This window comes from Candidatus Pantoea gossypiicola (genome assembly GCF_008632075.1).
Taxonomy (GTDB): domain Bacteria; phylum Pseudomonadota; class Gammaproteobacteria; order Enterobacterales; family Enterobacteriaceae; genus Pantoea; species Pantoea gossypiicola.
Window position 1 is genome coordinate 200412 of sequence record NZ_VWVM01000004.1, and the last position, 26712, is coordinate 227123.

The following is a 26712-nucleotide window of genomic DNA, read 5'->3' on the forward strand; positions in this document are numbered from 1 at the left end:
CGGACTCAGGAGTTTTTGCCATGCGCCACATCAACCGCTATCCCCGGCAGGGAATGCGCCTGACGCTGATGCTGTTACCGTTTGTGTTGCTGATCGCCGCATGGTTTATCAGTTCAGCAGTGCGTCTGGAGACAAATCCCCATGACAAACTGCTGCCCGGCCTGTCGCAAATGATCGCGGCCATCGACCGGATGGCGTTCACGCTGGACAAGCGTAGCGGGGAGTATCTGCTGTGGGCGGATACGTGGATTAGCTTAACCCGTCTGCTGACTGGCCTGGCACTCTCTTCGGTAATTGGCTTGTGCATCGGCATTGCTGCGGGCGTTTTTCCGATGACCCGCGCGGCGCTGTCACCTTTCATGACCGTGGTGTCGATGATCTCGCCGCTGGCGCTACTGCCAATGCTGTTTATCGTCTTCGGCCTGGATGAGCTGTCAAAAGTGATGCTGATCGTCATTGGCATCACACCGATGCTGGCACGCGATCTCGAACATCGGGCGCGGGAAATCCCCGTTGAGCTGTTTATCAAAGCGCAGACCCTGGGGGCGAACAGCTGGACGGTGGTGCTTCGGGTTGTGCTGCCGCAGCTCTTATCCCGGCTAATCACCTCGCTGCGTCTGCTGCTGGGATCGGCATGGCTCTTTCTGATCTCCGCCGAAGCTATCTCCGCGACTGCCGGGCTGGGTTATCGCATCTTCCTCGTCCGTCGCTATATGGCGATGGATGTGATCATTCCTTATGTCATCTGGATAACGTTGCTGGCGTGGCTGATGGATCTCGCGCTGCGTCAGCTGCACAAGGCCTGTTTCCCCTGGGCAGAAGGAGGCCGGGAATGAGTTTTATCGATATCAAAAATATCTGGCAGGAGTATGGCGACCACGTGGTGCTGGAACGCATCAATCTGCAGGTAAAAGAGGGCGAGTTCTGCTCGCTGGTAGGCGCATCCGGCTGCGGTAAGTCGACGTTTTTACGTCTTCTGCTCGGTCAGGAAAAGCCAACGCGGGGAACGATCACACTGGATGGCGAGCAGCTGCCCGGCGAGCCGGATCGCAGCCGTGGCGTGGTGTTTCAGCGCTACTCGGTTTTCCCTCATCTCAACGTGCTGGATAACGTCGCTATTGGCCTCGAACTCCCGGCGTCACCCTTTACGGGTCGGCTGTTTGGTGCCCGGAAACGTCAGGCCCGTGAGCAGGCAAAACAGATGCTGGTGAAGGTCGGGCTGGGCCATTCACTCGATAAATATCCGGCGCAGCTTTCCGGCGGAATGCAGCAGCGGCTGGCGATTGCGCAGGCGTTTGTGATGCAGCCACGCGTGCTGCTGCTGGATGAACCGTTTGGTGCGCTGGATCCCGGTATCCGCAAAGATATGCATGCGTTGCTGCTCCAGCTCTGGAGCGAAACCCGCATGACGGTGTTTATGGTCACGCACGACCTTGCCGAAGGCTTCAATCTGGGGACCCGGCTGCTGGTGTTCGATAAGGTGCGCATCGACCCGCAGGCCCCCAATGCGTGGGGCGCGCGTATCACTTACGACATCCCGCTTAATGAGACGCGACTATCTCAGCTGACGACCGGCAGCAGAAATAACATTTACCCCTTAAAGGAGACCGCTCAATGACAGAACTTTTTCATTCAGCCCCGAGCCTGCGCGAAGAGCCGCTGCCCGGTGGCGCGCATACCTCGCTGATTCTGCGTAAAGGGCAGATCCTGCGCCTGACCGACATTGAGGGCGGTGCCAACGTCAGCATGATGATGCTCAATCCGCACGAGAAAAGTGAACGGCTGAATCTGCCGGACACCCTGAAAGGCCAGCACACTGCTCGCCTGACCACCGGTCACTGTTTCTACTCCGATATGGGGCGCGTGATGGCCGCGATCGTTGCGGATAGCTGCGGCTGGCACGATCCGTTCGGCGGCGTACTCAACGCGGCGGAAACACGTGAAAAATACGGTGCCGGGCGTTATCAGGAGCTGCGCAACGGCTTCTATCGCAACGGCGTGGATAATCTGCTGGTTGAGATGGGCAAATGGGATCTGGGTCTGCAAGATCTGTTGATGGTCGTTAACTTTTTCAGCAAGGTCACGGTTGATGAGCAGGGCCGCTTCGGGTTCAGCGCAGGCAATAGCCAGGCGGGTGATTTCGTTGAGCTGTACGCGCCCATGGACGTGCTGATGGTGCTGACCGCACTGCCACATCCGCAGGATCCCGCCACGGACTATCTCCCGCGTCCGGTCCAGCTGAGCTGGTATCAGGCCGACGATATGCAGGTTGTCAGCGATGCGATGATCACTCGTGGTGAAAATCAGCGTGCGTTTCACAACACTCGACTTTTTGCCCTGTAAGGAGGCTGCGATGACCCTTATCCACTCTGATCGTCGTCCTGATGATGCTGTCTATCGCCACGTAATCCCGGCAGGCGAGCCGTGGCTGTTCGAAGTCAAAAAAGGGCAAACGCTGCGCCTGCTCGACCTCGAAGGCAATCAGGCGATTGATACCCTGTTTTACAACACTGACAACCCGCGTGAACGTTACGATCCTCAGCGCACGCTGCGTCGTCAGGGCAAGGTCTATCTGACCACTAGCAGCGTGCTCTATTCGAATCTCGGCAATCCGTTGCTGACGATCGTCGCCGACACCTGCGGTCGCCACGATACCCTGGGGGGTGCCTGCTCCCAGGAGAGCAATACCGTGCGCTATGCCCACGATAAACGCTACATGCACAGCTGTCGGGATAACTTTCTTTGCGCCTGCCTGCATGATGGCCGTCTGCACAAGCGGGATATCGGCGCCAACATCAACTTTTTCATGAACGTTCCCGTCACGCCCGAAGGCGGTCTGACCTTTGAGGACGGCTTATCTGCGCCCGGCAAATATGTCGACCTGGTAGCCGAATGCAACGTAATGGTGCTGATCTCCAACTGTCCGCAACTGAATAACCCCTGTAATGGCTGGAACCCGACGCCCGCCGAAGTGCTGGTGTGGAACTGAGTCAGCCCGCTTAACCTCTCCGGCCACCTTTTTTTGCCGGTCAGCCCCGGGGACGGCCCCAGGGAATATCGTATTTTGCGGGACGACCCGCATCCCTGAGAGTTCGCCTATGTTTGATACCTTACTGATTGCTAATCGCGGTGCGATCGCCTGTCGTATTCTTCGCACGCTGCGTGCCATGCAGGTGAAAGGCGTCGCCGTTTACTCCGAAGCCGACCTGAGCAGCTTACATATTCGCGAGGCGGATAGCGCGCTAAGCCTTGGCGAAGGCCCGGCCGCACAAACCTATCTGGTGACGGAAAAAATCATTGCTGCCGCGCAGCAGAGCGGGGCAAAAGCGATCCATCCTGGCTACGGTTTTCTTTCCGAAAACGCCGCCTTTGCGGAAGCGTGCGAGGCCGCCGGTCTGATTTTTGTCGGTCCCACGCCGCAGCAGTTACGGACCTTTGGCCTGAAACATACAGCCCGCGCGCTGGCGAAGGCCGAAGGCGTGCCGTTGCTCGAGGGCAGTGAGCTGCTGGCGGATGTCAGCGAGGCCCGCCGCGCCGCAGAGCGGGTCGGCTATCCGGTGATGCTGAAAAGCACGGCGGGCGGTGGCGGTATTGGGATGCGCGTCTGTGGTGATGCGAATGAACTGTCAGACGCGTTTGAAACCGTACAGCGCCTCGGCCAGAACAACTTCAGCGACGCCGGGGTTTTTCTCGAAAAATATATCGAACGCGCCCGTCATCTCGAAGTGCAGATTTTCGGTGACGGGATGGGCGAAATTATCGCACTGGGCGTCCGCGACTGCTCGGTTCAGCGACGTAATCAGAAAGTGATCGAAGAGACGCCTGCGCCGAATCTGCCAGCAGGCATGGCCGACGCACTCTGCTCGGCGGCTATCGCCCTGGGGAAAGCGGTGAACTATCGCAGCGCGGGAACGGTTGAGTTTGTTTATGACAGCGCAGCGCAGCAGTTCTATTTCCTTGAAGTGAATACTCGCCTGCAGGTTGAACATGGCGTGACAGAGCAGGTCTGGGGCGTGGATCTGGTGCAGTGGATGATTGAGCTGGCGGCAGGCGATCTTCCGCCACTAAGCGCATTAGCCGCCACGCTGAATCCACAAGGTCATGCTGTACAGGCGCGTATCTATGCAGAAGATCCGGGTCGGCAGTTCCAGCCTTCGCCCGGACTGTTAACTGAAGTCCATTTCCCGGCAGCCGACGGCAAAAACCTGCGCATTGACCGCTGGGTGGAAGCCGGATGCGAAGTCCCGCCATTCTTTGACCCGATGCTGGCCAAAGTGATTGCCTGGCATCCCACACGCGAAGACGCTATCGCCACACTGGCTCAGGCGCTGGCAGAAACCCGTTTGTATGGCGTTGAAACCAATCGCCGCTATCTCCAGCAGATTTTAGCCTTTGCGCCCTTTACAGCGGGTGAACCCTGGACCCGCTGCCTGGCGCTGCTCAGCTATCAGGCGGCAACCGTTGAGGTGCTGAGTGCCGGCACCCAGACCAGCGTGCAGGACTATCCCGGACGTCTGGGATACTGGGCGGTGGGTGTGCCGCCATCAGGGCCGATGGACGACCGCGCCCTGCGTCTCGGTAACCGTCTGCTGGGCAATGACGAGGGTGACGCTGCGCTGGAAATCACGCTGAACGGACCTACGCTGAAATTTAACACAGAGATTCAGGCGGTGGTGTGTGGCGCGCCGCTCAGTGTCACGCTCGACGGCGTTGAACAGGCGATGGACGCTGTGTTTACCCTCCCGGCGGGATCAACCCTGAAGCTGGGCGCGATGCGTGGCGAGGGCGTCAGAAGCTATCTCTGCCTGAGCGGGGGTATTCAGGTGCCGGACTATCTAGGCAGCAAAAGCACTTTTACGCTCGGTCAGTTTGGTGGCCACGCCGGGCGAGCCCTGCGAAGCGGTGATGTGCTGCATCTCGCGCCGCGGACTGCGAACACAGCCGGAACAGAACTGCCCGCTGCGCTGCGCACCGGTCTCGCGCCGGTACGCACGCTGCGCGTGATTTACGGTCCCCACGGCGCGCCGGAGTTCTTCGCGCCTGACTATATGGCAGCGTTCTTTGCCACAGAATGGGAAGTGCACTTTAACTCCAGCCGCACAGGCGTGCGCCTGATTGGGCCAAAGCCGATCTGGACCCGCGACAGCGGCGGCGAAGCGGGACTGCACCCCTCGAATATTCATGACAACCCTTACGCCATCGGTGCGGTCGATTTTACCGGCGATATGCCAGTGATCCTGGGACCCGATGGTCCGAGTCTCGGCGGATTTGTCTGCCCGGTGACGGTCATCGAAGCGGATCTCTGGCAGCTGGGCCAGCTCAAAGCCGGTGACAAAGTACAGTTTGTGGCGGTGGATATTCCGACGGCCCGGCGGCTGGCTAAAGGCCGACGCACCGAGCTGACCACACTCCAGCCACAGGACATTTACTGGCAGCCTGCGCCGCTGACTTCACCCATCGTGATGACCTGCGGTGAAGCGGATAAACGTCTGGTCGCACGGCTTTCAGGCGATACGCATCTGCTGCTGGAGGCAGGCGAGCCGGAGCTGGATCTAGTACTGCGTTTTCGGATTCACGCCCTGATGCAGGCGCTGGAAGCGCAATCACGCAACGGCATTATTGATATCACGCCGGGCATCCGCTCGCTGCAAATTCATTTCCAGCCGGAGACACTGAAGCCAGACGTGCTGCTGGCGTGGGTGCGCGGTGAATGGGAAACGGTCTGCATGAGTGATGACCTTCAGGTACCTACACGCGTGGTGCATCTGCCGCTCTCCTGGGACGATCCCGCCTGTCAGCAGGCGATCGAAAAGTATATGACCACCGTGCGCCCGGACGCGCCCTGGTGCCCGAGCAATCTTGAGTTTATCCGTCGGATAAACGATCTGCCTGATGAGCAGGCCGTCTGGAACACGGTGTTTAAGGCCAGTTATCTGGTCATGGGACTGGGCGATGTCTATCTTGGCGCGCCGGTTGCCACGCCGCTGGATCCGCGTCATCGGCTGGTGACGACGAAATATAATCCGGCCCGCACCTGGACGGCGGAAAACTCGGTTGGCATAGGCGGCGCTTATCTGTGTGTTTATGGTATGGAGGGGCCAGGCGGCTATCAGTTTGTGGGCCGCACGCTGCAGATGTGGAACCGATATCGCGAAGTGGCCGATTTCGGCGGAAAGCCCTGGCTGCTGCGCTTTTTTGATCAGATCCGTTTTTATCCGGTCTCTGCTGAGGAACTGCTGCAGATTCGTCGCGATTTTCCACTCGGTCGTTATCCGCTACGCATTGAGCACAGTACGCTGCGGCTGGCGGCATATCAGGATTTCCTCATCCGTGAAGCGGAGAGTATCGGCGAGTTTCGGGATCATCAGCAAACCGCGTTTAATGCAGAACGTGACCGCTGGATAGCCAGTGGTCAGGCCCATTTCGACAGTCAGGAAAACGTAGCGGATGAAGGCGGCGACGCACCGCTGCAACCGGGCGAGCAGGGGGTTGAAAGTCCGGTATCCGGCAATCTCTGGCAGGTGCAGGCGACCGCAGGCAGTCGGGTGCGGGAAGGGGATATCCTTGTGGTGCTGGAGTCGATGAAGATGGAGATCCCACTTCTGGCCCCGTGCAATGGCATAATTCAGCAGGTCAGCGTCCAGCCAGGCAGCGCAGTACGTGCAGGGCAACGCGTGGCGGTAATCGTTGAAGATAATGCGTAACGACGATCACAACCGACCAGCCGGATAAGATCATGCTGAATGCCGCTGCGCCCGTCAGCGGCAACATGCTGGCGGGCGCAGGCAACATGCATCACAGCAGCCGGATATCAGCACCGCGCGCCCAGTTCTTTTAGCCAGCCGATCATCGCTTCACTGCCAGGCTGACTCAGCGTGCGTTGCGGCCACGCCAGGAAATAGGGTTTGCTCAGAGGCAGGCAAAGATCATCCACCACCACCAGATCGCCACGCGCCAGCTCTGGCGCGATAAGGCGTCGCTGTCCCAACAACAGTCCCATTTCCGCAACAGCCGCATCAATCGCCAGTGAGGTCAGGTTAAAGCTGAATGCAGGTTGAGGCAGCGGTTCATCCATGCCATTTGCCTGAAACCAGCTTTGCCAGTCCGGCAGGAATCGTCCTTCATTACCCCAGTCGAGGTGGATCAGCGGGGCCTGACTTAAGATCGATTCCGGCATGACGCGTTGTAATAGCGCCGGACTGGCCACCGGCAGCACGTCATCCTGAAATAATCTGATCTTATCCAGCTGCGGGTAACGATCTTCACCAAAGCAGATCACAAAATCGGCGGGCATCGCCGTGAAATCGACCGGTGAATGGGTGCCGTTTAACGAGATAGCGATATCCGGACAACGGTCTCGCCAGCTCGCCAGTTCTGGCAGCAGCCATTTCGACGCCAGCGCCGGTAGTGCGTAAATCGTAAGTTTTGGGGCGCTGGCCGCATGGCAGATATTTTGCTGGCCGAGGTGCAAAATATCAAAAGCTTCGGTGACGTAGCGCAGATACTCTTTGCCGGTTTCGGTCAACATCACGCCGCTTTGCGTGCGCAGAAACAGCGCGCTGCCGAGTTGTTCCTCCAGCTGGCGGATCTGCTGGCTGACCGCCGCCGGGGTTAAGGCCAGCTGGGCGGCGGCTTTTGCCAGGCTGCCCAGTTCGGCAGCCACTTTAAAGGACTGTATGACGCTGATTTTGGGCAACCTTGGCAATTGAGCGGGCATTAATTCTTCCTTATCAGGGCAGTAAGTTTTTATCGTTACGCAGCGTGGCAGGCGACAGGTAGAGTAACATCACACCTGCCCATCATGAGAAATGTTGCTATGTCTGGATCCCTCGTTCGTCTCGATCTTCATCCGCTGGCCGATCATGACTGGCGTCAGCGCTGTCGTGAGCAGTTAAACCACTCCGGTGCGCTGGTACTGCGTCAGTTTTTACAACCTCACGCTCTGGAGGCGGTTATTGAAGAGGGCAATGCCCGGCGTCATCTGGCCTATCACACCCGCAGCAAACACAATGTCTACCTGATGAAGCCGGATGAGGCGTTCAGCGCGGATCACCCGCGTAACCGGGATGTGCTCAGCACCAAAGGATGCATTACAGATGATGTTATTGGTGCCGACTCACCGCTGCGCCAGCTTTATAACGATGACCTGTTTAAACATTTCCTTTGCGATGTGCTGGGAGAGGAAGCGCTCTATCCTTATGCCGATCCGCTTTCGTCGATTAACCTGCACTATGCGCCTCACGGCCAGGAGTTGGGCTGGCACTTCGACAACTCCTCATTTGCTATTACTTTACTGGTCCAGAAACCGCTGGCGGGCGGCGTGTTTGAGTATGTGAAGGATCTGCGTAATGCCGATGCTGGTGAGATGAACTTCGACGGCGTTGACGCAGTACTGGACGCGCGCCAGCCGGTTGACGCGCTGGAGATTGATGCCGGCGATCTGGTGCTGTTTCGTGGCCGTAACTCCCTGCATCGCGTGACGCCGACCGAAGGCGAGGTCACGCGGATGCTGGCGGTGCTGGCTTACAACACGCAGCCTGACATCGCGCTGTCAGAAACAGCCCGAATGACCTTTTACGGCAGACTATAAAATCAGGGCGTGTCTGTCAGGGCACGCCAGCCGCGCTGAAAGATTTGCTGCGTGCGCAAAGCCACTAACATACGCCAGTCCGCATCTTCGGGCCAGAATCCCTCGACCAGCTGCTGTTTCAATGCCCGACCAGCCGTACTATTCAGTGTGCAGGTCTTCACACCAGAGGCCGGGTTTTGAAGACATTATCGGATTAGAGTTACCGGTCAGACACGCCTGGATTAAGACAGATAATGGCTTTCTGACCCGACACAATATAATGCGCACAATCTATCTTATGTTAAATAGCACAGCTGACTAGCCATTTGCTTCGTTATCCTGCCCCCTCTGATTCTGATGTCTGCTGTGAACCAGAAATCTAAGACATCTCACCAGTAACGCTGTACTGACACTCTTCAAACTCAAGCTACCCTGACACTGCTCTGAGACCATGCCCCGCAAGAGCAATGTCTGGGTTTAAAGCAAATAAAAGTCATACGACTTTGTAAATGTCCAGTTTTACCCCTGTCTGCGTTCTTTCTGCTGCACAGACGAAAATGGAGGTCGTTAACCAATTAAGTTCCGGGGAATCGACTTCAAATACTGGCACTGTCCTGAAATAGATTTGTGAGGGTAATAGTTCATCGAAGAAGCGCATGTCATTACCAAAGAGCTGGTCTCTATATTCTTCGGGGATGATGCGTATACCGTTGTTTTCAACGTAGACAGTGCCTTGCTCGACCTGTAAAGCGTAACGAGCAGAAAGCCGACAAACGCCTGCTGAATCTACAAACTGGCTGTCAACACCACCTGGCATGACGTGCCCCTTCAGTTCGCCATAAACAGATCCAGACAGAATAGGAATAAGCTGTCTTTTACCCTGTGAATTGCGGTTAGAAACAACAACGGGCTTATCAACTTTTATCTCAATGGTAAAGCTGTGTTTAAGAGCGGGCAACATACAACCTCCTGTTATCAATCCCGCCAGTTTAAGAACTCATCACGGATAGGATAGTACTAATCATGCGGCGTCCGATTTCTGGCTTTCTTTGAGGATAAAAAATCCCGACACCAGAGTGCCGGGATTTTTTTATGGCCAGTTACTCCTTCGCTATCGGCGTCTCGCTAACGTCAATCTTCGTGTCGCCCTGAATGCCCTTAATGCGTTTCTCAACGTCATTCACCTGCTCGCTGCTGTGCAGCAAGGTGTACGTCAGATCAAATGCCGTGCTCGCGCCCGGTTGCAGTTGCTTCACGCGCTTTTGCTCACGTTCAATGGTGACCGGATAGGCGTAACTGGTGCCTGGCTCGATGCCGGTTACGTAACCCTGTTTCAGGGTGTCGGTGTTTTTCCATAAGGTCAGCATCGGGAGCTGACGGGTATCAAACTGAATCGATGCGCCGCTGTTTCCGACCTTGTTAATCACTGCAGCGACGGTCTGATGATTGCTGTCGGAAAGTGGTTTGATGTTGAAAACCATCTCATCGAAGTCTTTGGTCGGACCTTTGTAGGTCTGCCACTCCTTTAACCCGGCTTTTGCATAATCATTGAACGGGCTGATGCCGGACATCGGGGCAAGGAAACGTGCGCCCTCTTCCAGGATTGGCTGGCCGAAGTTGCTGTGATAGATAATCTGATAATCGTGCGGATAGTCAGCATGATTGGTTAACACATCATGCAGGCTGAAACTATTACTGCCTGGCACATAGCGCAGCTCAGTCATGGTCTGCAAATCCGTCTTCTTAAAGGTGCTCTCTTTAACCAGACCGCGAATACGGATCTCATGCGGTGCCGCATCAGCCACTTCAACTTCGAGCTGCGAAACCGGCGTGTTACCCGCTTTACCGTGTAGCGTGTAAATGCGGCCCTGATCGGTCACCGGATGTCCGGTCCACTCATAGCCACAGCGCACCATCATCTCATTGAAACCGTCCAGCCAGCCCAGACCGTTGCGGCTTTCCAGATTGATATAAGCGGGATTAACCACCTCTTTCACCGGAGAATCCCAGCCCATACGCGTGCCAAAGCCCTCAACGCGCAGTAAGTTCATGCCGCGTGTCGGACTGAGTGTGATGGTGAGACCATCCTGACTGCGGATGGTGACAATTTTACTGCCTTCCTGCTTGCCGCCATGAAGCACTTTTTGCTCGATGCTGAACGGCTTACCCTGCAACTTCAGCTCACTGCTGGAAATCTGCCAGTTTCCCTGCTCTGTGCCCTGTTCAGCACTTGTCAGCACCCAGGTTTTCGCCGCTGCTGAACCTGAAACCAGAACCGCCAGTACTGTTAATGCCAGTTTAATCTTCATCATCCGCCTCATTTGCTGAATCGTTTTTTCATTCCATAAATGGAATCTACTGTCTGAAGCCGGTCAGAAACGTGACGATGCTCACCTGTCAGAAAACCGGCGCTTTTCAGCAACATTATTGCGGGTCAAATCACATAAATTTTGCTTACAAAGGAATAATTACGACGCAATCTGTGAGTCACTGAGGGGCGAGGTGAACTCGATTCAGCATCCCGATGCAATGAAAATCAGAAACCGGGATTAATGTCCTCCTAAATAAATCGTTAAAAAATTTCAAAACCGCGCAACTTTTTCCCGTTTTAAACGAACCTTAGAAAAGAGACGTCAGACAACCCCGTCTGCTCGTTAATGGAGAGAGTCACGCCAATGAAAAACACCCTGAAAACCCTGGCCGTCGCTACGCTGCTGGCACTGAGTGTTCCGGCAACATCCGCATTTGCGGCCTTACAGGTCGGTGAAAAAGCACCGGATTTTAAACTCGACGCCGCGCTGGCGGGTAAATCCACCACCTTTTCATTACAGCAGGCGCTGAAGAAAGGCCCGGTTGTGCTTTACTTCTTCCCGGCTGCGTTCAGTGCGGGTTGTACGCTTGAAGCGCATGATTTTGCTGAAGCGACCGATGAATTCAAAAAACAGGGTGCGACCGTCATTGGAGTCACCGCCGGTAATACCGATCAGATTGCTAAATTCTCGCAGCTTGAGTGTCGAGACAAATTTACCGTAGCCGCCGATCCGGGTGCCAAAGTTGCCGAAGAATATAAGAGCACTATGGAGATGAAGGGCCAGAAAGTCTCAGACCGCACCTCGTATGTGATTGCGCCGGACGGCAAAATCCTGCTGAGCTTCACTGATAAAAATCCTGATACGCATATCCAGAAAGCGATGGATGCCGTTAAAAAATATCGTCAGGCCAATCCGGCATAACTTCATCATCTGAGCAGGTACACCATGCTGACTGCGATTGCAGCCGCCTTCCTGGGCGGCATTATTCTGAACCTCATGCCCTGCGTGTTTCCGGTGATCTCACTGAAAGCACTGAGCCTGATCCGCCACCACGAATCCCCCTCCCACGCCCGTGCTGAAGGCCTGGCCTTTTTGCTCGGCGTCGTGGTGACGATGGTTGCCCTGACCGCCGTATTGCTGCTGGCCAGGGCGGGCGGAGCGTCGGTAGGCTGGGGATTTCAGCTGCAATCGCCGCTGGTCATCGCTGCACTGATTCTGGTGATGCTGGGTTCAGCACTGAATTTGCTCGGTCTGTTTGAAGTCGGACTGTCAATACAGCGGGTTGGCGAAGTGGGCGGCGATCGCGGGGGTCTGGTTGGTTCAGCCCTGACCGGCGCACTGGCTATCATTGTCGCCACTCCCTGCAGTGCGCCGTTTATGGCCAGCGCGGTAGGCTATGCGCTGACCCAGCCTCCACTGGTCAGCCTGGTGATCTTTATATCGCTGGCGCTGGGCTTTGCTGCGCCCTTTACCCTGATCTCATTCTTCCCGGTTCTGGCGAGAATATTGCCAAAACCGGGTGCCTGGATGATCACCTTAAAACAGGGTCTGGCGTTTCCAATGCTGGGTGCGGTGGGCTGGCTGATCTGGGTACTTGAACGTCAGGCGGGATCGGCGGCGCTGGCCGCGATTCTGGCCTGCTGTTTACTGTTGAGTTTTGCTGCCTGGCTGTATGGCATGGCGCAGAAACGCCGTATGATGGGGCAGCGTCATGTGGTGATGCATGTTGCAACCGCGTTCTTTCTGGCGCTGGTTGTAGTGCCGTTATTAAATCTGAATAGCGTAGCCAGGGCACCGGCTGAGACGGAAAGCGCCTCACAGCCTGCCGCCACGGTGGCCTGGTCGCCCCAGAACGTTGATGCCATCAAAGGCCAGGGCAAACCCATCCTGGTGAATTTTACTGCGTCATGGTGTATTACCTGCCAGGTTAACGATCGCACGTCGCTGTCGACACAGGCAGTAAAAGCGGCAATGGCGCGTACCAGCACCATTTACATGGTCGCGGATTCGACTAAATACAATCCCGATGTTGAACAGGCGCTGAGCGATTTCGGACGCGGTGGATTACCCCTCTACGTGGTCTATCCGGCTGACGGCGGCAAACCGGTGGTACTCCCGCAGGTGCTGACGCCGGGCATCGTGATTTCAGCGCTGGATCAGGCAACGGAAAAAGGAAAGAAAACCTGAGACGATTGATGAAACAATTTTCTGCTCCGGTATCAGCACACAAAGACAGTGTGCTGATCTGCTGATGCCTGATGTCAGACACTGATCAACGCGCACAGCACTGGCCAGCCTTAATGGCCCGGGCACAGGCGGGCGACAAAGCAGCCTACAACCAGGTACTCAAAGCGATGGTTCCGGCCATCCGGGCACTGGTGTGCAGAAAAATCAGTGATGAGGTGCTGGTTGAGGATGTGATTCAGGAGACGTTGCTGGCAATCCATCGGGTGAGGCATACCTACGATCCGCAGCGCCCGATATTGCCGTGGGTAGCCGCTATCGCCTCTGCCCGAACGATTGATGCGCTGCGCCAGCATGGTCGTCGTCAGGAAGTCCAGGATGATGAGGCGCTGCAGCAACGGTCCGTTGAAAGTGCAGAAGCCACAGCCGATCCCGCTATCCTCTCAGGCTATCTCGATACTCTTCCGCTACGTCAGCGAGAGATCGTCGAATCCGTGCATCTGCGGGAGCAGAGCCTGGCGCAGGCAGCCGCTGAAACCAATCAGTCTCTCTCTGCCGTTAAATCCCTGTTGCATCGCGCAATGGTCAATCTTCGAAAATATGGACGGGGTCATCATGAGAAATCATGACCAGTTAATCGATCAGCTCAGCGACTCTGCCCAGCCGGTGCAGCGTGTCTGGCCTACTGGCTGGCGCGTTGCGGGCTGGATCGCGCTCGCCCTGCCTTGTGGCGCACTGACCAGCTGGGCGTTTCACAGCAGGTTTACTGACTGGAGTCAGCCTGGCGCATGGCTGGCGCTAGTTGCCGTACTGCTCTCTCTTGTCATCGCGAGCAGCACGCTGGCGGCAGCCTTTACGTTAAGTATTGCAGGCAGAAAACCCGTCAGCCTGCGCTGGCCGCTGCTACTGGCGGTAATGTGGCTGGGGCTGAACCTGATCAACATGTCATCTGAAACCGCGGCTGCGGGCGCGAGCCGCTTTGGTGAAGGAATACACTGCTATCTGTTTATGCTGTCGGCCAGCGTGCCGATGATGCTGATGTCCGTGATCGCCCTGAAACGCACCCGTTCACTCTATCCCGCGCGCAGTCTGGCGCTGAGCGGTTGTGGCAGTGCGTTTACCTCATCGATGTTACTCTCGCTGTGCCATGACACCCATCTGCATATGCTCGATTTTTCCATGCATCTGGCGGCGGGCATCACCATTGTGGTGCTGACGGTGGTGGCCGGACGCCGCTGGGTCCGATTAGGACATTAAAGAAAAAAAGCTCGCTCTTACCCCTTCCGCTGCTCTGGTCAGAGGATAGCGGGCAGTAGCGAGCCTGCTTCAGATCAAAGATATTTTGCAAACCACGCCGTCTGCACCTTGATGACTGACGCGAAGTGCTGACCGCTGTAGATATCGTAATGACGGGCCTCATCGGCCACAAAGAGCTGTTTGTCCTTCGCAGCGACAGCCTCAAACAGTGCGCGCCCCTGCTCGGGCGGGTTCACGCTATCCTGACCCGCAACCACGACCAGTGTCGGGCAACTGACCTTTGCAGCATTCACGGCGGGCTTGTAGAGCAGGGTTTCTCTGACGGTTAAAAACGGAATTTTGATGTCCATTTTCGGGTGCTGATGCCGGTTTTCCTCAAAGAACGCTTTCGATTCGTCATCATTCAGCACGCGTGTGATAGCAACAAACATCTCCTTGCCACTGTCCTGGCGCTTTTGATCCATTTTCTCCAGCGTGGCAATAAAGCCTGCTTTTTCTGTCGCGTCCATTTGCCCGGTAACGATTGCTTCGCCATCCGCAAAAGCCAGCTGACTGACAACACATTTCACATCCGGGTTGTTGGCTGCCGCACCAAAGACGTGACAACCACCAAAAGAAGTCCCCCATAAGCCGATCCTATCCGGGTCCAGCGCCGGTTGCTGTTTAGCCCACGCGATAACTGTGAGAATGTCATCAATCTGCATTGACGGTACCAGACGGCCTCGCTCGCCTTCACTGTCACCGAAACCACGATAGTCAAACGTTACGGTGGTGAAACCTGCCTGCGTAAACGCCTCTGCGAAAGAAGGCAACAAAATCTCACGAATTCCGCAAAAGCCGTGACAAAGAATAATCACAGGGGATTTAATGGCCGTTAGGGGCTGACGCAGCGTCAGCACGATGCCTTCGGGCAGGTGGTGGGTTGATGACTCCATCATTTTTAATGCTCCTTGTTAAGCGGATAAAGATATGAAAAGTCAGACCGCACCCTTTCATAAAAGCACCATTTTTACTTCGATCCAGATCAGATAGATGATACTTACCGCCTCACTTGTCGACGCCGCCTTGCTGGATGCTGCCAAACCCCCAACTTTGGCGTAGGCTGAAAGCTGGCGGGTTAAACGACACAGGAGATCACGATGCAGAATGAAATAACAGCACAGTGCCACTGTGGCGCGGTGGCATACCGGGTAACGCTGAAGGATGGATTTAACACGGTGCGCCGCTGCAACTGCTCGTTTTGCCGGATGCGCGGCGCGGTAGTGGTATTCGCGACAAAAGTTGAGCTGACCCAGGGTAAAGCGCAGCTCACGGAATATCGCTTCAACAGCAAAGAGGTAGGGCACTATTTCTGCTCTATTTGTGGTATCTACACCTTTCACCAGAGCCGCTCGCAACCCGATCAGTTTGGGGTTAACGTTGCCTGTCTTGAGGGAATTTCACCCTTCGATTTCACCGACGTGCCCGTCTCCGATGGCATCAATCACCCTAAAGATGGCGGCGCGGGCGGTGTAGCCGGTCATCTGATCTACACCCCCTCGCAGTCCTGAACTATTCCCGGCTGGCTTTGCCACTGAATCGGGTAATCGGTTTCTGCTCTTCGCGGTCAATCTGTTGTGAGAAGACTTCAAGCGCGGCGAAGATCGGGCGCAGTCCACGCCACAGATCTTCATCATTGAGCAACCGGATAATGCCGCGAATGCCTGGCGCGGCTTTCTCCTGACGTGCCTCATCGCGCGCCGGTTTAACCGCCATTGCGGCATCACGAACCGCCAGCAGCAGATGATTAAAACGCTCTGGCGGCATGCTGCCCAGCGTCATCATCAGCAGCGAAAGGTTTTGCAACGCGTTCTGGGTGCCGGGCTGATTAAGGCCCGAGACCAGAATTTTCCCCACCTCACTGTTTGACTTAACCAGATCGTTCGCCAGCCGCAGAAAGCCATGCTGGTGAAGATTTTCAAGCAGATCATCCATCTCCTCGCGGGCGGTCGGCTCGGTGCGTGTTGGCGTGACCTGATATTTCATCCGTTCTGCCATTAAAATTTCTCCGGTTTGTCTACGTGTTCAGGCGGTTCACGGTAGCCTGCCTGCTGCCATTTTTGTTCAATCGGCAGATGGTCCAGCGGGGTCCGACTGCCGTAGCGGAAGTTATGCAGCGGCAACGGATTGGGCTGCGTCCGCCGTTCTAGCCGCTTCATATTCACGGCAAGCTCTTTATAAGCCGGTGTGTTGACATCGGGGTCATGATGTTCGCCGGTCAGTGCGTTGACGCCATCCTTACCATGATGAATTGGCATAAACAGCACGTTACCCGCCACGCGCTCGGTGATGACAACCGGGACATCCATCGAGCCGCGCCTTGAGGTAATGCGCACCCACTCTCCCTCAGTCAGTGCGCGCGAGGCAGCCAGTTCAGGTGAGATCTCAACAAAGGCATTAGGTGACAGTGACATCATGCGGCCACCCTGCCCGGTCTGGTTCATCGACTGGAAATGCTCCAGCATCCTGCCGTTATTCAGCAGCAGATTGTACTCTGCATCCTCCTGCTCGGCGGGCGGCTGCCAGCTCAGCGGATAAAGGCGCGCTTTACCATCCGGGAAATTAAACCGTTCCGTGTAGAGACGCGGCGTGCTTTCACCTGCGGCGCTGACCGGCCAGAGTTGCGACTGCCAGCCGACCAGTTGCTCATAGCTTACGCCTGCGAAAATCTCCGCAATACTCGCCGCTTCCGCCATAATCGCGCCCGGGTTCGGGTAGTGCCATGGGTGACCGAGACGGGCGGCGAGTTCGGTGAAAATCTGCCAGTCGGGACGACAGTCGCCCAATGGCTTCATGGCGGGGGAAAAGTGCTGAATGCGCCGCTCGGTGTTCACAAACGATCCTTCTTTCTCCACGCTGGGCGCACCGGGTAACACCACATCGGCAAACTCAGCCGTGCGCGACATGAAAATGTCCTGAACCACCATAAATTCCAGTTTGCTGAAGGCAGCATGCACGTTATCTGAGTCAGCATCGGCAAACGCAGTCTCTTCGCCGGTGATGTACATCGCGCGGATTTTGCCTTCACCCGCCTCCTGTACCATTCTGAAGTTATCCGCGCCGGGCTGGTCAGAGAGTGCCTCAGGCGCGACGCCCCAGGCGCGCGCCCATTTCTCCCGCACCGCAGCGTCTGTGACTTTTTCATAGCCGGGATAGAGGTTGCTCAGGCAGCCGAAGTCGCTGGCACCCTGCACGTTATTGTGCCCGCGCATCGGATAGCCGCCAGTCCCAGGCCGGCCATAGTTGCCCGTGACCAGCAGCAGGTTCGACAGCGCCGTGCTGGTGTCGGCCCCGTGGCTATGCTGGGTAATCCCCATCGCCCACAAGATACAGGCGCTGCCCGCCTGGCCGATCATCTCCGCCGCCTCTGTGAGTTCAGCTTCGCTCAGGCCACAGATCTCGCTGGCATAGTCGAGTGTAAAAGCACCGAGCGAGGCGCGGTACTCTTCAACCTGATTAACCCGCTGTGACAGAAACGCGTCATCGGCATAACCGTGATCGAACATATATTTCGCCATCGCCGAGGCCCAGACAAGATCGGTGCCAGGCCGGATGCGCAGATAGCAGTCAGCCCGCTCCGCCATTTCGTGACGGCGCGGATCGACAACCAGCAGTTTCTGACCGCGATGTTTATGACTCTGTTTGATGTGTGAAGCGATAACCGGATGGTTCTCGGAGAGGTTGCTGCCGACGAGCACAATCAAATCGGTCTGCTGCAGATCATCAATCGTTCCGGCATCGCCGCCGTAACCCACGGTGCGGAACAGCCCTTCTGTGGCCGGGTTCTGACAATAGCGGGAAGAGTTATCGACATTGTTTGTGCCGAAGATTAAGCGGGCGATTTTCTGGGTCAGATAGGCTTCTTCATTACTCGCCTTGCTGGAGCCGATAAAGCCTATTGCGTCACCGCCATAGTTCTGCGCAACGCCACGTAATCCATCGGCAACCCGCTGTAATGCCTCATCCCAGCTGGCAGGCCGGAAGCGGCCATTCTCGCGAATCAGCGGCGTTGTCAGGCGTTCCGGGCTGTTGACGAAATCCCAGCCAAATTTCCCTTTAACACAGGTGGAGATGCCATTGGCTGGCGCGTCGGCAACCGGCTGTACTTTCAGGATATGACGATCGCGGGTCCAGATCTCAAAGCTGCAGCCCACACCACAGTAGGTGCAGACTGTTTTGGTGCGTTTGATCTCAGACTGGCGCAGCGCCACGTCAATTTTTGACACGCCGGTAATCGGCTCCATGCCGATACTGTTTTCCAGCGTTTTCACAAAGTCGATAAGCGGGCGCTTCAGCCCTTCATCCATGGCGGTAAACGGGCCAGCATCGGGCTGCATGGTTTTTTCCAGCAGTGCATTGCACGGGCAGACCGTAACGCAGTGTCCACAGCTGACGCAGCTGGAACCGGCGATTTCTGTGCCGCCATCCCACAACACGCGTGGGTGCGCCTGGGTGTAGTCAATGGAGAGCGTCTCGTTGACCTCGACATTCTGGCACGCCTCGACACAGCGACCGCACAAGATGCACTGGTCAGGGTCGTAGGTGTAAAACGGATTGGAGTGATCTTTCGCGTAAGGCTTGGGCTGATGAGGATAGTACTGAATCGGAATGTGCATATCCGCCACGGCGTTATGAAGCGTACAGTCACCGGTGTTATGTTCGCAGACGGTGCAATAAAGCTCATGACGATTAAGCAGCCTATCCATGCCCTCCTGCTGCGCGGCTTTCAGCACACTGCCCTCACTCCGAACCGACAGACCCTCTTCAGTACGAAGCGTACAACCGCGAACCCGCTCGCCATTCGCATCTACCCAGCAGACATCACAGCTTTGCAGCGGCGTTAACGCCGGGTGATAACAGACATGAGGCAGTTTTTTCCCGTGAGTATCCAGAAAATCGATAAGCGGTTGATCAGCTAATCCTTCTAACCGTTCACCATTGAAAAGAATGGTGCAGTAATTTTCACTCATATGAGCCTCATGACGACATGGCGAATAGCGCTGGCTGGAAAAATATCCCCGAAATTAAAGGGTTGCTTCACAAGCTTAGTGAGGATTATCAGCCGCGCCATGAATACCGCTACGCTTATTGAGGTTACTCGCTGACAGGTAAGGCTTTTTTAAAATGTAATGACTTCTTACCGGATGAAATCGGGGGTTTTTATGACAAAAACTTTCATGGTAATGACATAGAGAACCGGAATGCTGCCTGGCAATGATCACTCTGTTGCCTGACCTTTGATAACTAATCTTATTATTTGTATGTTGTAACTACAGAGTGTTTTTTTGATGTGTATCGTATGAATCGTCGCGCTATTCAGTCAGAAGTAAGTTAACCACTCATTGTCGGTTACCGTGTCGCTTATTCCAGAGATGAATGACGCGCTGGCACGAACTTATTACAGCATTAAAAATGCCTGGAATATTTAATCCAGTGAGTAATTTTATGGACTATTTCAGCGTATGGCGATCACTATTCAGCTGGCCGCAAGGAAACGCTCTGTTGAATGCAGAAATATGGCGCTCAGATTACAGACCAATACCCATCAGATCGGAATGACGACGCTCAGCCCACAGAATAACGCTCACGATTTAATCATATCTATCAGTAATTTATCTGATTTTTAACATGCTGTTAATTATAAGATGATAATGATAACTGTTATGGTAACATCCTGTTGACCCTGCCGGATGCTCACTGTTCAGGGCCTCTTTACACATCATGTTTAATTAAATTATCAGTAAATCCCTGGCTGGATTGAGGTCCCTATGAATCCCATCGTATATATTGTTGACGACGACGCTGCTGTGACTTCAGCATTGCGTAATCTGCTCAGCGCCGACGATTACACGGTTATCTCTTTTTCATCGGCTGATGATTTTCTGGCTCATGTAATGCCTCCCCTCCCCTGTTGCCTGATTCTCGATATTAATCTGCCCGGCGCAGATGGATTCGATGTCGCACAGGCGTTGCTTGATCGCGGTTACACGATCCCCACCATCTTTTTAACCGGCTTCGGCACCATTCCGGTCACAGTGCGGGCGATGAAAACCGGCGCTTATGAGTTTCTGACTAAACCGGTAGATCCCGATCGTATGTTGCAGGCGGTAGCGGAAGCGTTGCGCATCGCTGAAGAGAATATGGCCTCCTCTGAGGAGCGGCGGGAAATATTCCAGCGACACCAGACCCTTACGCCGCGTGAAAGCGAGGTGATGCTGCTGGCGATTAGTGGCCTGCTGAATAAGCAGATTGCCGCCGAAATGGGCGTCAGTGAAATTACGGCTAAAGTCCACAAGCGGCGGGTGATGGAGAAGATGAATGCGCGCTCGCTGACCGATCTGGTGCGTGCGGCTGAGCGGCTCAATATAGATCATACCCGCCGTCGCTAAGGCCAGCTTCTAAAGCTGGCCCGCACGCTTATTCCAGTGGCAGCGTAAACCAGAAACGGCTGCCGCCTTCCGGCCGGTTCTCTGCGCCTAACTCTCCGCAGTGCTTTTTGATGATCCCTTTGCTGATGGTTAATCCCATGCCCATGCCGCTTTTTTTGGTGGTGTAGAACGACTCAAAGATTCGTTTACGCACTCCATCAGGCAATCCGCAACCGCTATCCAGCACCTCAAATCGCAGCGTATCATCCGTGGGATTCTCTGAGGTGAGGCGAAGCACGGCAGCACGCGGTAGATCATCGGACATAGCATCGATAGCATTGATGACCAGATTAAGGAGCACCTGCTGAATCTGAACGCGGTCGCAGAAAATATCTGCCCTGGCCGCCTTAAGTTTCAGTTCCAGGGATATGCCCCGCCGTTCCAGCTCGATCCGGGAGAGCGCCAGAATATCACGGGCAATCAGATGCAGATTTTCCTGGGCAAAACGTGGTTCATGATTGCGGGTCAGCGCCTGCAGACCGCGAATAATCTCTCCGGCACGTTTACCCTCTTTGATGATCTCGTTCAGACTGCTGCTGGCATTTTCCAGCATCAAGGGGTCACGCTTTAACCAGCGCAGGCTGGCACCCGCGTTAGCCACGATTGACATCAGCGGCTGATTAATCTCATGGGCGATGGAAGCCGTAAGCTGCCCGACGGTGGTGGCGCGGCTGACCCGAGCCAGGTCTGCCTGCGCCAAACGCGCGCTATCTTCTGCCTGGCGCTGTAAGGTGATATCCGAAATGGTGCCGAAATACTCTTTCACCTCCGGGAAATTGTCCACCGGTTCTCCGATGCCTTTAATATAGCGGCATTCTCCATCCGGCCTGAGCACACGGAACTCAGCCTGCATACTGCGCCCCTGGCTGACGCTAAGCGTGACCAGTTCACTGATGCACGCATGATCATCGGGATGAACGCGGGTGAGAAAGTCAGCCATCGACAGCCCTTTTTGTTCCGCTGGCAGGCCAAGAATGCGGCCATATTCTTCAGAGACCATCATCATGTCCTCTGTCACTTCCCAGCGCCAGGTGCCGGTATGACTGATCTTCTCGCCAAGCATCAGCGAGGTTTTACTGGCTCGCAACTGCTTCTCAACCCGCCGCCGATGCGTGTTCTCCTCCAGCAGCTCTGCGTAGAGCCGTGCGTTTTCCAGCGAAACGGCCGCCTGCGCACTCAGGGTTTTCACGATGTGGGAGTGCTCAGCAGTAAACGCATCGGGCATCAGGCGGTTCTCCAGGTAGAGCACCCCGACCAGGTTGGCCTGTCTGAACATCGGGACACACAACACCGCTGCGCCCGAAGCCACCAGATAGGGATCCTGGCTGAAGGGACTGAACGCCTCCGGTTTGCCGGTGCGTATCTCCTGGCCGGTTCGGATCACCGCTGACAGCACGGATAAAGGCAGGTCGGTCGCGAGAGGTCGCTCTTTGACAATCTGCACCCGCACCCCCTCTGCCCTGCTCTCTGCCCAGGCCTGCGTCTCCGGCAGATTGCCATCCAGAATCCGGATGAGCCGACAGCGCTGAGCACCGGCGCGCTCCAGCAGCATGCGCATCAGGGTATGTATCAACCGATCAAGGTTGATCTCCTCCGTCAGGGCGCGCACGGCAGTCAGCACGCTCTCCATGTCATAGAATGCGGCATCCTGGGTAAACGGAATCGTCGCCAGTGCGCTGTTTTGCAGTGGCGCGGACAGATGCGGATAGCGCTGCTCCAGCTGGCGCACCATCGCCTGCGCACCCCAGTTTTCCCAGCTTGCCATTGCCGCTTTAATCCAGGCATCTGCCGCGGTATCAAGCTGCAAAGCCTTACAGCAGCGGCCTGCCAGCTGATTCGCCAGCGCATGAATGTGCAGATAGCCCGCCTGTCTGGAGAGACGAATAGCCAGTTCATACTGCTGCAAAGCTTCGCCCGTGTTGCCATCAAGACGCGCACACTCGGCCCTGAGCAGAGCATATTTGTCTGCAAACAGACCGGGGTTGAGGTCAGCCCAGTCAGCAAACTTGTCGAGATGGCCGCGCAGGGCGTTGCTGTCAGCCGCTTCAGGCTGGTGACTCAGTGACAATGCGCGGTAAAAATGAAAATCCATCAGATAGATATAAGCGGGCACTGCGCTAATCAGCGGACGAACCTCCTCAAAACAGCGTAACGCCGCCCGGTATTCAGCCGCAAAGAAATAAGCCATTCCCCGATACAGACCGGCCCAGAACCGCACCATCGCTTTAGGGCCAGATATCGGCCCCGGCTCACTGCCCGCAATCAGCGGCAAAGAGGTGACGCAATCCTCTGCCCTGAATCCGTTACTGTTACGCAGTTGCATCACCAGTTGCTTCTGCATAACCAGAACGTTCTCGACATCGGGATAATACGATTTGCGGGTAAACGCGAGTCCACGCTCAATGGAGGTCAGCACCGACTCAAGATGATCGCCGCGTGTCAGCGTGTTCATGATCTGATGACGCAGCGAGAGGCAGGCAAAAGAGCGGTCGCCATGCATCACAGCCACGCGAAAACTTTCGCGGGCATACTCCACGGCGACATCCAGCGGCTGTGTCCAGATCCCGACCTGATCGAGTGGCAGCAGCGTGCGTGCTTTATAGCGGATAAAGTTATGCTTTTCCACCAGCTCACGCGCCACCCGGCCACAGGCATAGCTAAACTGCCAGGCCTGATAGCGGTCGCCAGTCAGCACGCTGAACCAGGCAAGGCCAAACGCAGAAGCCCCTGTCATGCCCTGGTCCAGCGTCATCTCCAGCATCCGGCAGACCAGCATCAGATGCAGCTGCGGGCAGTCATAGGCGGAAACAAAAATCGTGCTGGCCATCAGGTTCAGCACCGACTCCGTTTCGGCATTGTTGTTCAGCAGCAGCCGTGAAAAAGCGGCCTGCGGGGAGTCGCCAATCCGCGTTCTGAGCGACAGCCAGGCGGCGTCGATCTCCGCCTCATCCGGATTACGGTTGAAATGCTCACCAAATACCGCCAGCCAGGCGAGTGCGGTTTCCAGCGCCAGATGATTGTCAGACTGGCGCATATGAATTTCAGCTGAGAGACAGGCAGCCCTCGATTTTTCACTGAGCGTTCCCGGCTCACGCAGCAGTCGGGTACAGAGCGATTGTGCGTGGCTGAGATTACCGTGCAGAAACTCGCACTCTGCCTCATCAAGAGCCAGCATAAAGTCATTGCCGGTCACCATCCGCTGGCTAAGCCGCTGGGCGGTGCGCAGATAGCGCAGCGCCGAGAGATAGTCTCCCGCACGCTTTGCTGCCTGTGCAGCGCGCAGACAGAGCGGATAATAATGTTCCCGCTCTGCGACACTCAGCGGCAGTTCAGCAATCATGCCAATGTGATAAACCGCGCGGAACAGTGTTTCACTGTTATCCGCCGTCATCACCGCGTCTGACAGCCAGGCCGCCGCCTGCTGGTGAAGATGCTGTTGCTGCCGGCGGTCTGGCAGTAAAAATGCCGCGTTGTGAACCCGATCGTGGGTAAAAGCGTAGTTGCCGCCCGTCAGGGTGATAAATCGACTGCTGACAGCAGGTTCAAGCTGCTGCTGAAGCCGTGTAACAGGCGTTCCGCTGATATGACCTATCAGGGAGAGTTCGCCGCTGGCGCCCAGGCAGGCCAGATCGCCCAGTAGCTGCCGCGTTATCTCCGGCATCCGTACCAGCTGATTCAGCACCAGCGTTGCCACATTGTCGGTGTACTGACGCGTACTCAGTGCCTGGCTGTCGTAATGCCATTTCAGCGCGTTCTGACGAAAGTAAATGACCCCATCGTCCACCGCCTGACGAAAGAACTCCTGCACAGAGAGCGGATTACCGCCGGTTTTGTCAAAAATAATCTGGGCCAGTTCGCGATGGCCGCCGGGACGGGTATGCAGCCTCCCCGCCAGCCAGCGACCGATCCTTTTCACGCTGAGCGGCTGCGGCGTCAACGCCACGACCCGCGCCGCAGATTCTCTGATCCGCAGCAGAAAACCGGCAATCATCGGACAGGGCATCGATTCGCCCTCCCGGAAAGCGAGCACCAGCATAAAAGGCAGATGTTCACTACGACTAATCAGCGTTTCCAGCAGTTGCAGCGTGGCATTATCTGCCCAGTGAACATCATCAATCAGCATCACCAGCGGGCGACCCGGCGTGGCAAAAGCCTCAATCAGCGCACACGCCATCTGGTTAAACTGCTCGCGGGCGTCCGGGGCATGGCGCACCACGGGCGGCAGTGCCCGGATATTCAGCAGCTGTTTTAATTCGGGCACCAGTTCAATGGCTAAATCGGTATAACCGCCCAGTAACCGCAGCAGTCGCCCCCGCCATTTGCTGACTTCCGGGGCGGACAAACCCAGCAGATAGAGCGTGACCGTGCGAAACGCGGAAGCGATTGCGGCATAAGGGGCGGCTGGCGAATGCTGATCGGCCTTGCTGGCGGCCAGCAGAATCTGTCGGTGCTGCAGGTTTTTCAGTGCGGAGGCGAGAATGGCAGATTTCCCCGAGCCGGGCGCACCGCTCAGCATCATCAGGCTCTGCGTACCGCTGCGGTTAACGGCCTCCAGTGTGGTCAGTAACAGACGCGCCTGCGGATGCTGCGTGAACAGCGTTTCGGGCCGGAAACTGCTGCTGAACCGCTCCTGCAGACCAGGCGTGAATGGCGCAATGGTGTTTTCCGCTGTGAGGGTTGCCTGACAACGCCGCAGATCGGCCATCAGTCCCTGCACGGTCTGATATCCCTCTGCGGGCGACTTTGCCAGCAGGCGCAGCAGAATCACCGAGAGCATTGGCGGCACATCCTCTCTGACCTCATCGGCGGGCCGGGGTGCGGTCGCAATGTGATGATGAATCCACTCCGCTTCACCCGCGTCGAGTGATCCAAACGGCAGTCTGCCGGTCAGGTACTCGTACAGCACCACACCCAGGCTGTAGAGATCGCTGAGGCTGCTGACAGGATGCGGCGTGCGGCCGGTATGCTCAGGAGACATATAGGCCAGTGTACCGCCTGAGGCGCGCAGACAGGTTTTGTCCGCCGACTGTGCTGCCAGCGAGGCCAGTCCAAACCCACCCAGGCGGAAGCGCCCATCGTCAGTGACAAAAAAGTGACCCGGCTTGATATCCCCATGCACGATGCCCTGATGATGCGCCTGACCGAGCGTGTGGCAGAGCTGCAACGCCACCTGCAGGTAGTCGGCGATGTGTTCAGGTGGCGTGGCGAGATTGTGAGCCAGAGTACGAAACGGAAACGAAGGGTAAATCAGGGCGTAACGATTGTGATAACGGGTGGTGCCGGTGGCGGTGATTGCCCAGCGCGGTGAAAGATAGCCTGCCAGGGCACGCTCATTTTTGAGCCGCTGCGTCGCCTGAAAAGTGACATCGTCACTTTGACCGGTGGCGATAATCAGAGATTCACCTGAGTGGCAGCGCGCCAGTATCCAGAGCAGGCAGCCATCCTGCGCCAGCGGCGTCAGCGTATCGAAATGGTCAATCGCGATCCCTGCGTCGTCACTTTCCTGGACATTAACCGAAAGCATGCTCATCAGCGGGCTTCTCCCCGGGATAACTCACAACGGATCAGTGTCAGCAGCGTATCAACATCAATGGGCTTTCGCAAAAACGTGACCGCACCCAGGGCGATGGCATACCACAGTGTTGTTTCTTCCGGATCGGCTGAGATAAAGATGACCGGGGGCAGCGCTGTCTGCTGTTTCAGGAGGACAAAAAGCTCAAAGCCGGACATGCCCTTGAGCCCGACATCAATAATCAGCATGCCCGCCTCGGAAAGGGCATCGTCATCGCTCAGGAGCGCCTCACCGGACTCATATAAACGCGTCGGGTAACCGTCTGAGTGCAACAGATTGCTCAGTCCACTGCGGACCGCGCGTTCATCATCAACAATGATAATACGCTGTGACAGCGCCATGCCGTTATTC

20 protein-coding genes and 1 pseudogene are annotated in these 26712 nt (G+C 56.1%); 12 read left to right on the forward strand and 9 right to left on the reverse strand.

From position 1 onward, the window contains the following. Positions 1–20 precede the first annotated feature (20 nt). The 5 genes from F3I20_RS07255 (at position 21) to uca (ending at position 6704) form a co-directional block, all read left to right on the forward strand. A complete protein-coding gene (locus tag F3I20_RS07255; protein ID WP_150037351.1) occupies positions 21–836 on the forward strand; it encodes an ABC transporter permease in 816 nt (271 codons plus the stop codon). Next, positions 833–1618, forward strand: a complete 786-nt coding sequence (locus tag F3I20_RS07260; RefSeq protein ID WP_150011503.1) for an ABC transporter ATP-binding protein — start codon at positions 833–835, stop codon at positions 1616–1618. Before F3I20_RS07255 ends, F3I20_RS07260 begins: the two co-directional genes overlap by 4 nt. Further along, positions 1615–2343: an urea amidolyase associated protein UAAP1 gene (locus tag F3I20_RS07265; protein WP_150037350.1), complete on the forward strand. Its 729-nt coding sequence runs from the start codon at positions 1615–1617 to the stop codon at positions 2341–2343. Before F3I20_RS07260 ends, F3I20_RS07265 begins: the two co-directional genes overlap by 4 nt. A gap of 10 nt (positions 2344–2353) precedes the next feature. Then, complete coding sequence (locus tag F3I20_RS07270) at positions 2354–2989, forward strand: urea amidolyase associated protein UAAP2 (protein ID WP_150037349.1); 636 nt, start codon at positions 2354–2356, stop codon at positions 2987–2989. A gap of 109 nt (positions 2990–3098) precedes the next feature. After that, positions 3099–6704: an urea carboxylase gene (gene uca / locus F3I20_RS07275; RefSeq protein WP_150037348.1), complete on the forward strand. Its 3606-nt coding sequence runs from the start codon at positions 3099–3101 to the stop codon at positions 6702–6704. A 107-nt stretch (positions 6705–6811) separates the two neighbouring features. On the opposite strand, the gene F3I20_RS07280 is transcribed toward uca, so the two are convergent. Beyond that, positions 6812–7717, reverse strand: a complete 906-nt coding sequence (locus tag F3I20_RS07280) for a LysR substrate-binding domain-containing protein (protein WP_150059913.1) — start codon at positions 7715–7717, stop codon at positions 6812–6814. Between the two features lie 99 nt (positions 7718–7816). On the opposite strand from F3I20_RS07280, the gene F3I20_RS07285 reads away from it, so the two are divergent. Beyond that, on the forward strand, positions 7817–8590 hold the full coding sequence (locus tag F3I20_RS07285; protein ID WP_150037346.1) for a HalD/BesD family halogenase: 774 nt from the start codon (positions 7817–7819) through the stop codon (positions 8588–8590). 2 nt (positions 8591–8592) lie between these two features. Here F3I20_RS07285 and F3I20_RS24130 read toward each other — a convergent pair. From F3I20_RS24130 to F3I20_RS07300, 3 genes and pseudogenes are all read right to left on the reverse strand, one after another. After that, positions 8593–8730, reverse strand: a pseudogene (locus F3I20_RS24130) (DUF2817 domain-containing protein); the annotation flags it as partial. 332 nt (positions 8731–9062) lie between these two features. Beyond that, entirely contained in the window at positions 9063–9530 is a 468-nt protein-coding gene (locus tag F3I20_RS07295) for a DUF3237 family protein (RefSeq protein ID WP_150037345.1), read from the reverse strand. A gap of 139 nt (positions 9531–9669) precedes the next feature. Beyond that, positions 9670–10878: an aldose 1-epimerase family protein gene (locus tag F3I20_RS07300; protein WP_150011771.1), complete on the reverse strand. Its 1209-nt coding sequence runs from the start codon at positions 10876–10878 to the stop codon at positions 9670–9672. Between the two features lie 366 nt (positions 10879–11244). Here F3I20_RS07300 and F3I20_RS07305 point away from each other — a divergent pair, with 366 nt between their 5' ends. The 4 genes from F3I20_RS07305 to F3I20_RS07320 all read left to right on the forward strand — a co-directional run bounded on the left by F3I20_RS07305 (position 11245) and on the right by F3I20_RS07320 (position 14322). Beyond that, a complete protein-coding gene (locus F3I20_RS07305) occupies positions 11245–11802 on the forward strand; it encodes a peroxiredoxin (protein WP_033735696.1) in 558 nt (185 codons plus the stop codon). 24 nt (positions 11803–11826) lie between these two features. Beyond that, positions 11827–13068, forward strand: coding sequence for a protein-disulfide reductase DsbD family protein (locus F3I20_RS07310; RefSeq protein WP_150011489.1), 1242 nt, complete (start codon positions 11827–11829; stop codon positions 13066–13068). 71 nt (positions 13069–13139) lie between these two features. Next, entirely contained in the window at positions 13140–13694 is a 555-nt protein-coding gene (locus tag F3I20_RS07315) for a sigma-70 family RNA polymerase sigma factor (RefSeq protein ID WP_150037344.1), read from the forward strand. After that, positions 13681–14322, forward strand: coding sequence for an NrsF family protein (locus F3I20_RS07320; protein WP_150037343.1), 642 nt, complete (start codon positions 13681–13683; stop codon positions 14320–14322). The genes F3I20_RS07315 and F3I20_RS07320 overlap by 14 nt, the downstream gene beginning before the upstream one ends. A 74-nt stretch (positions 14323–14396) precedes the next feature. Here the strand turns inward: F3I20_RS07320 and uilS are convergent, their stop codons facing one another. Continuing rightward, on the reverse strand, positions 14397–15257 hold the full coding sequence (gene uilS, locus F3I20_RS07325) for a UilS family quorum-quenching N-acyl-homoserine lactonase (RefSeq protein WP_150037458.1): 861 nt from the start codon (positions 15255–15257) through the stop codon (positions 14397–14399). Positions 15258–15461: 204 nt separating this feature from the next. Here uilS and F3I20_RS07330 point away from each other — a divergent pair, with 204 nt between their 5' ends. Further along, the gene (locus F3I20_RS07330) at positions 15462–15872 is read left to right on the forward strand and encodes a GFA family protein (RefSeq protein WP_150037342.1); all 411 of its coding nucleotides are present in this window, start codon (positions 15462–15464) and stop codon (positions 15870–15872) included. 1 nt (position 15873) lies between these two features. Here F3I20_RS07330 and F3I20_RS07335 read toward each other — a convergent pair whose 3' ends face one another. Then, a complete protein-coding gene (locus tag F3I20_RS07335) occupies positions 15874–16359 on the reverse strand; it encodes a helical membrane plugin domain-containing protein (RefSeq protein ID WP_150037341.1) in 486 nt (161 codons plus the stop codon). Next, positions 16359–19331: a formate dehydrogenase subunit alpha gene (fdhF, locus tag F3I20_RS07340; protein ID WP_150053487.1), complete on the reverse strand. Its 2973-nt coding sequence runs from the start codon at positions 19329–19331 to the stop codon at positions 16359–16361. Before fdhF ends, F3I20_RS07335 begins: the two co-directional genes overlap by 1 nt. A gap of 798 nt (positions 19332–20129) precedes the next feature. On the opposite strand from fdhF, the gene F3I20_RS07345 reads away from it, so the two are divergent. Next, positions 20130–20750 (forward strand): response regulator transcription factor, encoded by a 621-nt coding sequence (locus F3I20_RS07345; protein ID WP_150011477.1) that lies wholly within the window; start codon positions 20130–20132, stop codon positions 20748–20750. A 28-nt stretch (positions 20751–20778) separates the two neighbouring features. Here the strand turns inward: F3I20_RS07345 and F3I20_RS07350 are convergent, their stop codons facing one another. Together F3I20_RS07350 and F3I20_RS07355 are read right to left on the reverse strand one after the other, a co-directional pair. Further along, entirely contained in the window at positions 20779–26319 is a 5541-nt protein-coding gene (locus F3I20_RS07350) for a trifunctional serine/threonine-protein kinase/ATP-binding protein/sensor histidine kinase (protein WP_150037339.1), read from the reverse strand. Then, positions 26319–26702, reverse strand: a complete 384-nt coding sequence (locus F3I20_RS07355; protein ID WP_150037338.1) for a response regulator transcription factor — start codon at positions 26700–26702, stop codon at positions 26319–26321. The genes F3I20_RS07350 and F3I20_RS07355 overlap by 1 nt, the downstream gene beginning before the upstream one ends. Between the last annotated feature and the right edge of the window lie 10 nt (positions 26703–26712).

Bases quoted from the DNA above. Each gene is read 5' to 3' on its own strand.
- F3I20_RS07310 (WP_150011489.1), top strand. From the start codon at position 11,827: ATGCTGACTGCGATTGCAGCCGCCTTCCTGGGCGGCATTATTCTGAAC.
- F3I20_RS07320 (WP_150037343.1), top strand. From the start codon at position 13,681: ATGAGAAATCATGACCAGTTAATCGATCAGCTCAGCGACTCTGCCCAG.
- F3I20_RS07330 (WP_150037342.1), top strand. From the start codon at position 15,462: ATGCAGAATGAAATAACAGCACAGTGCCACTGTGGCGCGGTGGCATAC.
- F3I20_RS07335 (WP_150037341.1), bottom strand. From the start codon at position 16,359: ATGGCAGAACGGATGAAATATCAGGTCACGCCAACACGCACCGAGCCG.
- F3I20_RS07265 (WP_150037350.1), top strand. From the start codon at position 1,615: ATGACAGAACTTTTTCATTCAGCCCCGAGCCTGCGCGAAGAGCCGCTG.
- F3I20_RS07305 (WP_033735696.1), top strand. From the start codon at position 11,245: ATGAAAAACACCCTGAAAACCCTGGCCGTCGCTACGCTGCTGGCACTG.
- F3I20_RS07315 (WP_150037344.1), top strand. From the start codon at position 13,140: ATGTCAGACACTGATCAACGCGCACAGCACTGGCCAGCCTTAATGGCC.
- uilS (WP_150037458.1), bottom strand. From the start codon at position 15,257: ATGGAGTCATCAACCCACCACCTGCCCGAAGGCATCGTGCTGACGCTG.
- F3I20_RS07300 (WP_150011771.1), bottom strand. From the start codon at position 10,878: ATGAAGATTAAACTGGCATTAACAGTACTGGCGGTTCTGGTTTCAGGT.
- F3I20_RS07345 (WP_150011477.1), top strand. From the start codon at position 20,130: ATGAATCCCATCGTATATATTGTTGACGACGACGCTGCTGTGACTTCA.
- F3I20_RS07260 (WP_150011503.1), top strand. From the start codon at position 833: ATGAGTTTTATCGATATCAAAAATATCTGGCAGGAGTATGGCGACCAC.
- uca (WP_150037348.1), top strand. From the start codon at position 3,099: ATGTTTGATACCTTACTGATTGCTAATCGCGGTGCGATCGCCTGTCGT.
- F3I20_RS07255 (WP_150037351.1), top strand. From the start codon at position 21: ATGCGCCACATCAACCGCTATCCCCGGCAGGGAATGCGCCTGACGCTG.
- F3I20_RS07350 (WP_150037339.1), bottom strand. From the start codon at position 26,319: ATGAGCATGCTTTCGGTTAATGTCCAGGAAAGTGACGACGCAGGGATC.
- F3I20_RS07285 (WP_150037346.1), top strand. From the start codon at position 7,817: ATGTCTGGATCCCTCGTTCGTCTCGATCTTCATCCGCTGGCCGATCAT.
- F3I20_RS07270 (WP_150037349.1), top strand. From the start codon at position 2,354: ATGACCCTTATCCACTCTGATCGTCGTCCTGATGATGCTGTCTATCGC.
- F3I20_RS07280 (WP_150059913.1), bottom strand. From the start codon at position 7,717: ATGCCCGCTCAATTGCCAAGGTTGCCCAAAATCAGCGTCATACAGTCC.
- F3I20_RS07295 (WP_150037345.1), bottom strand. From the start codon at position 9,530: ATGTTGCCCGCTCTTAAACACAGCTTTACCATTGAGATAAAAGTTGAT.
- F3I20_RS07355 (WP_150037338.1), bottom strand. From the start codon at position 26,702: ATGGCGCTGTCACAGCGTATTATCATTGTTGATGATGAACGCGCGGTC.
- fdhF (WP_150053487.1), bottom strand. From the start codon at position 19,331: ATGAGTGAAAATTACTGCACCATTCTTTTCAATGGTGAACGGTTAGAA.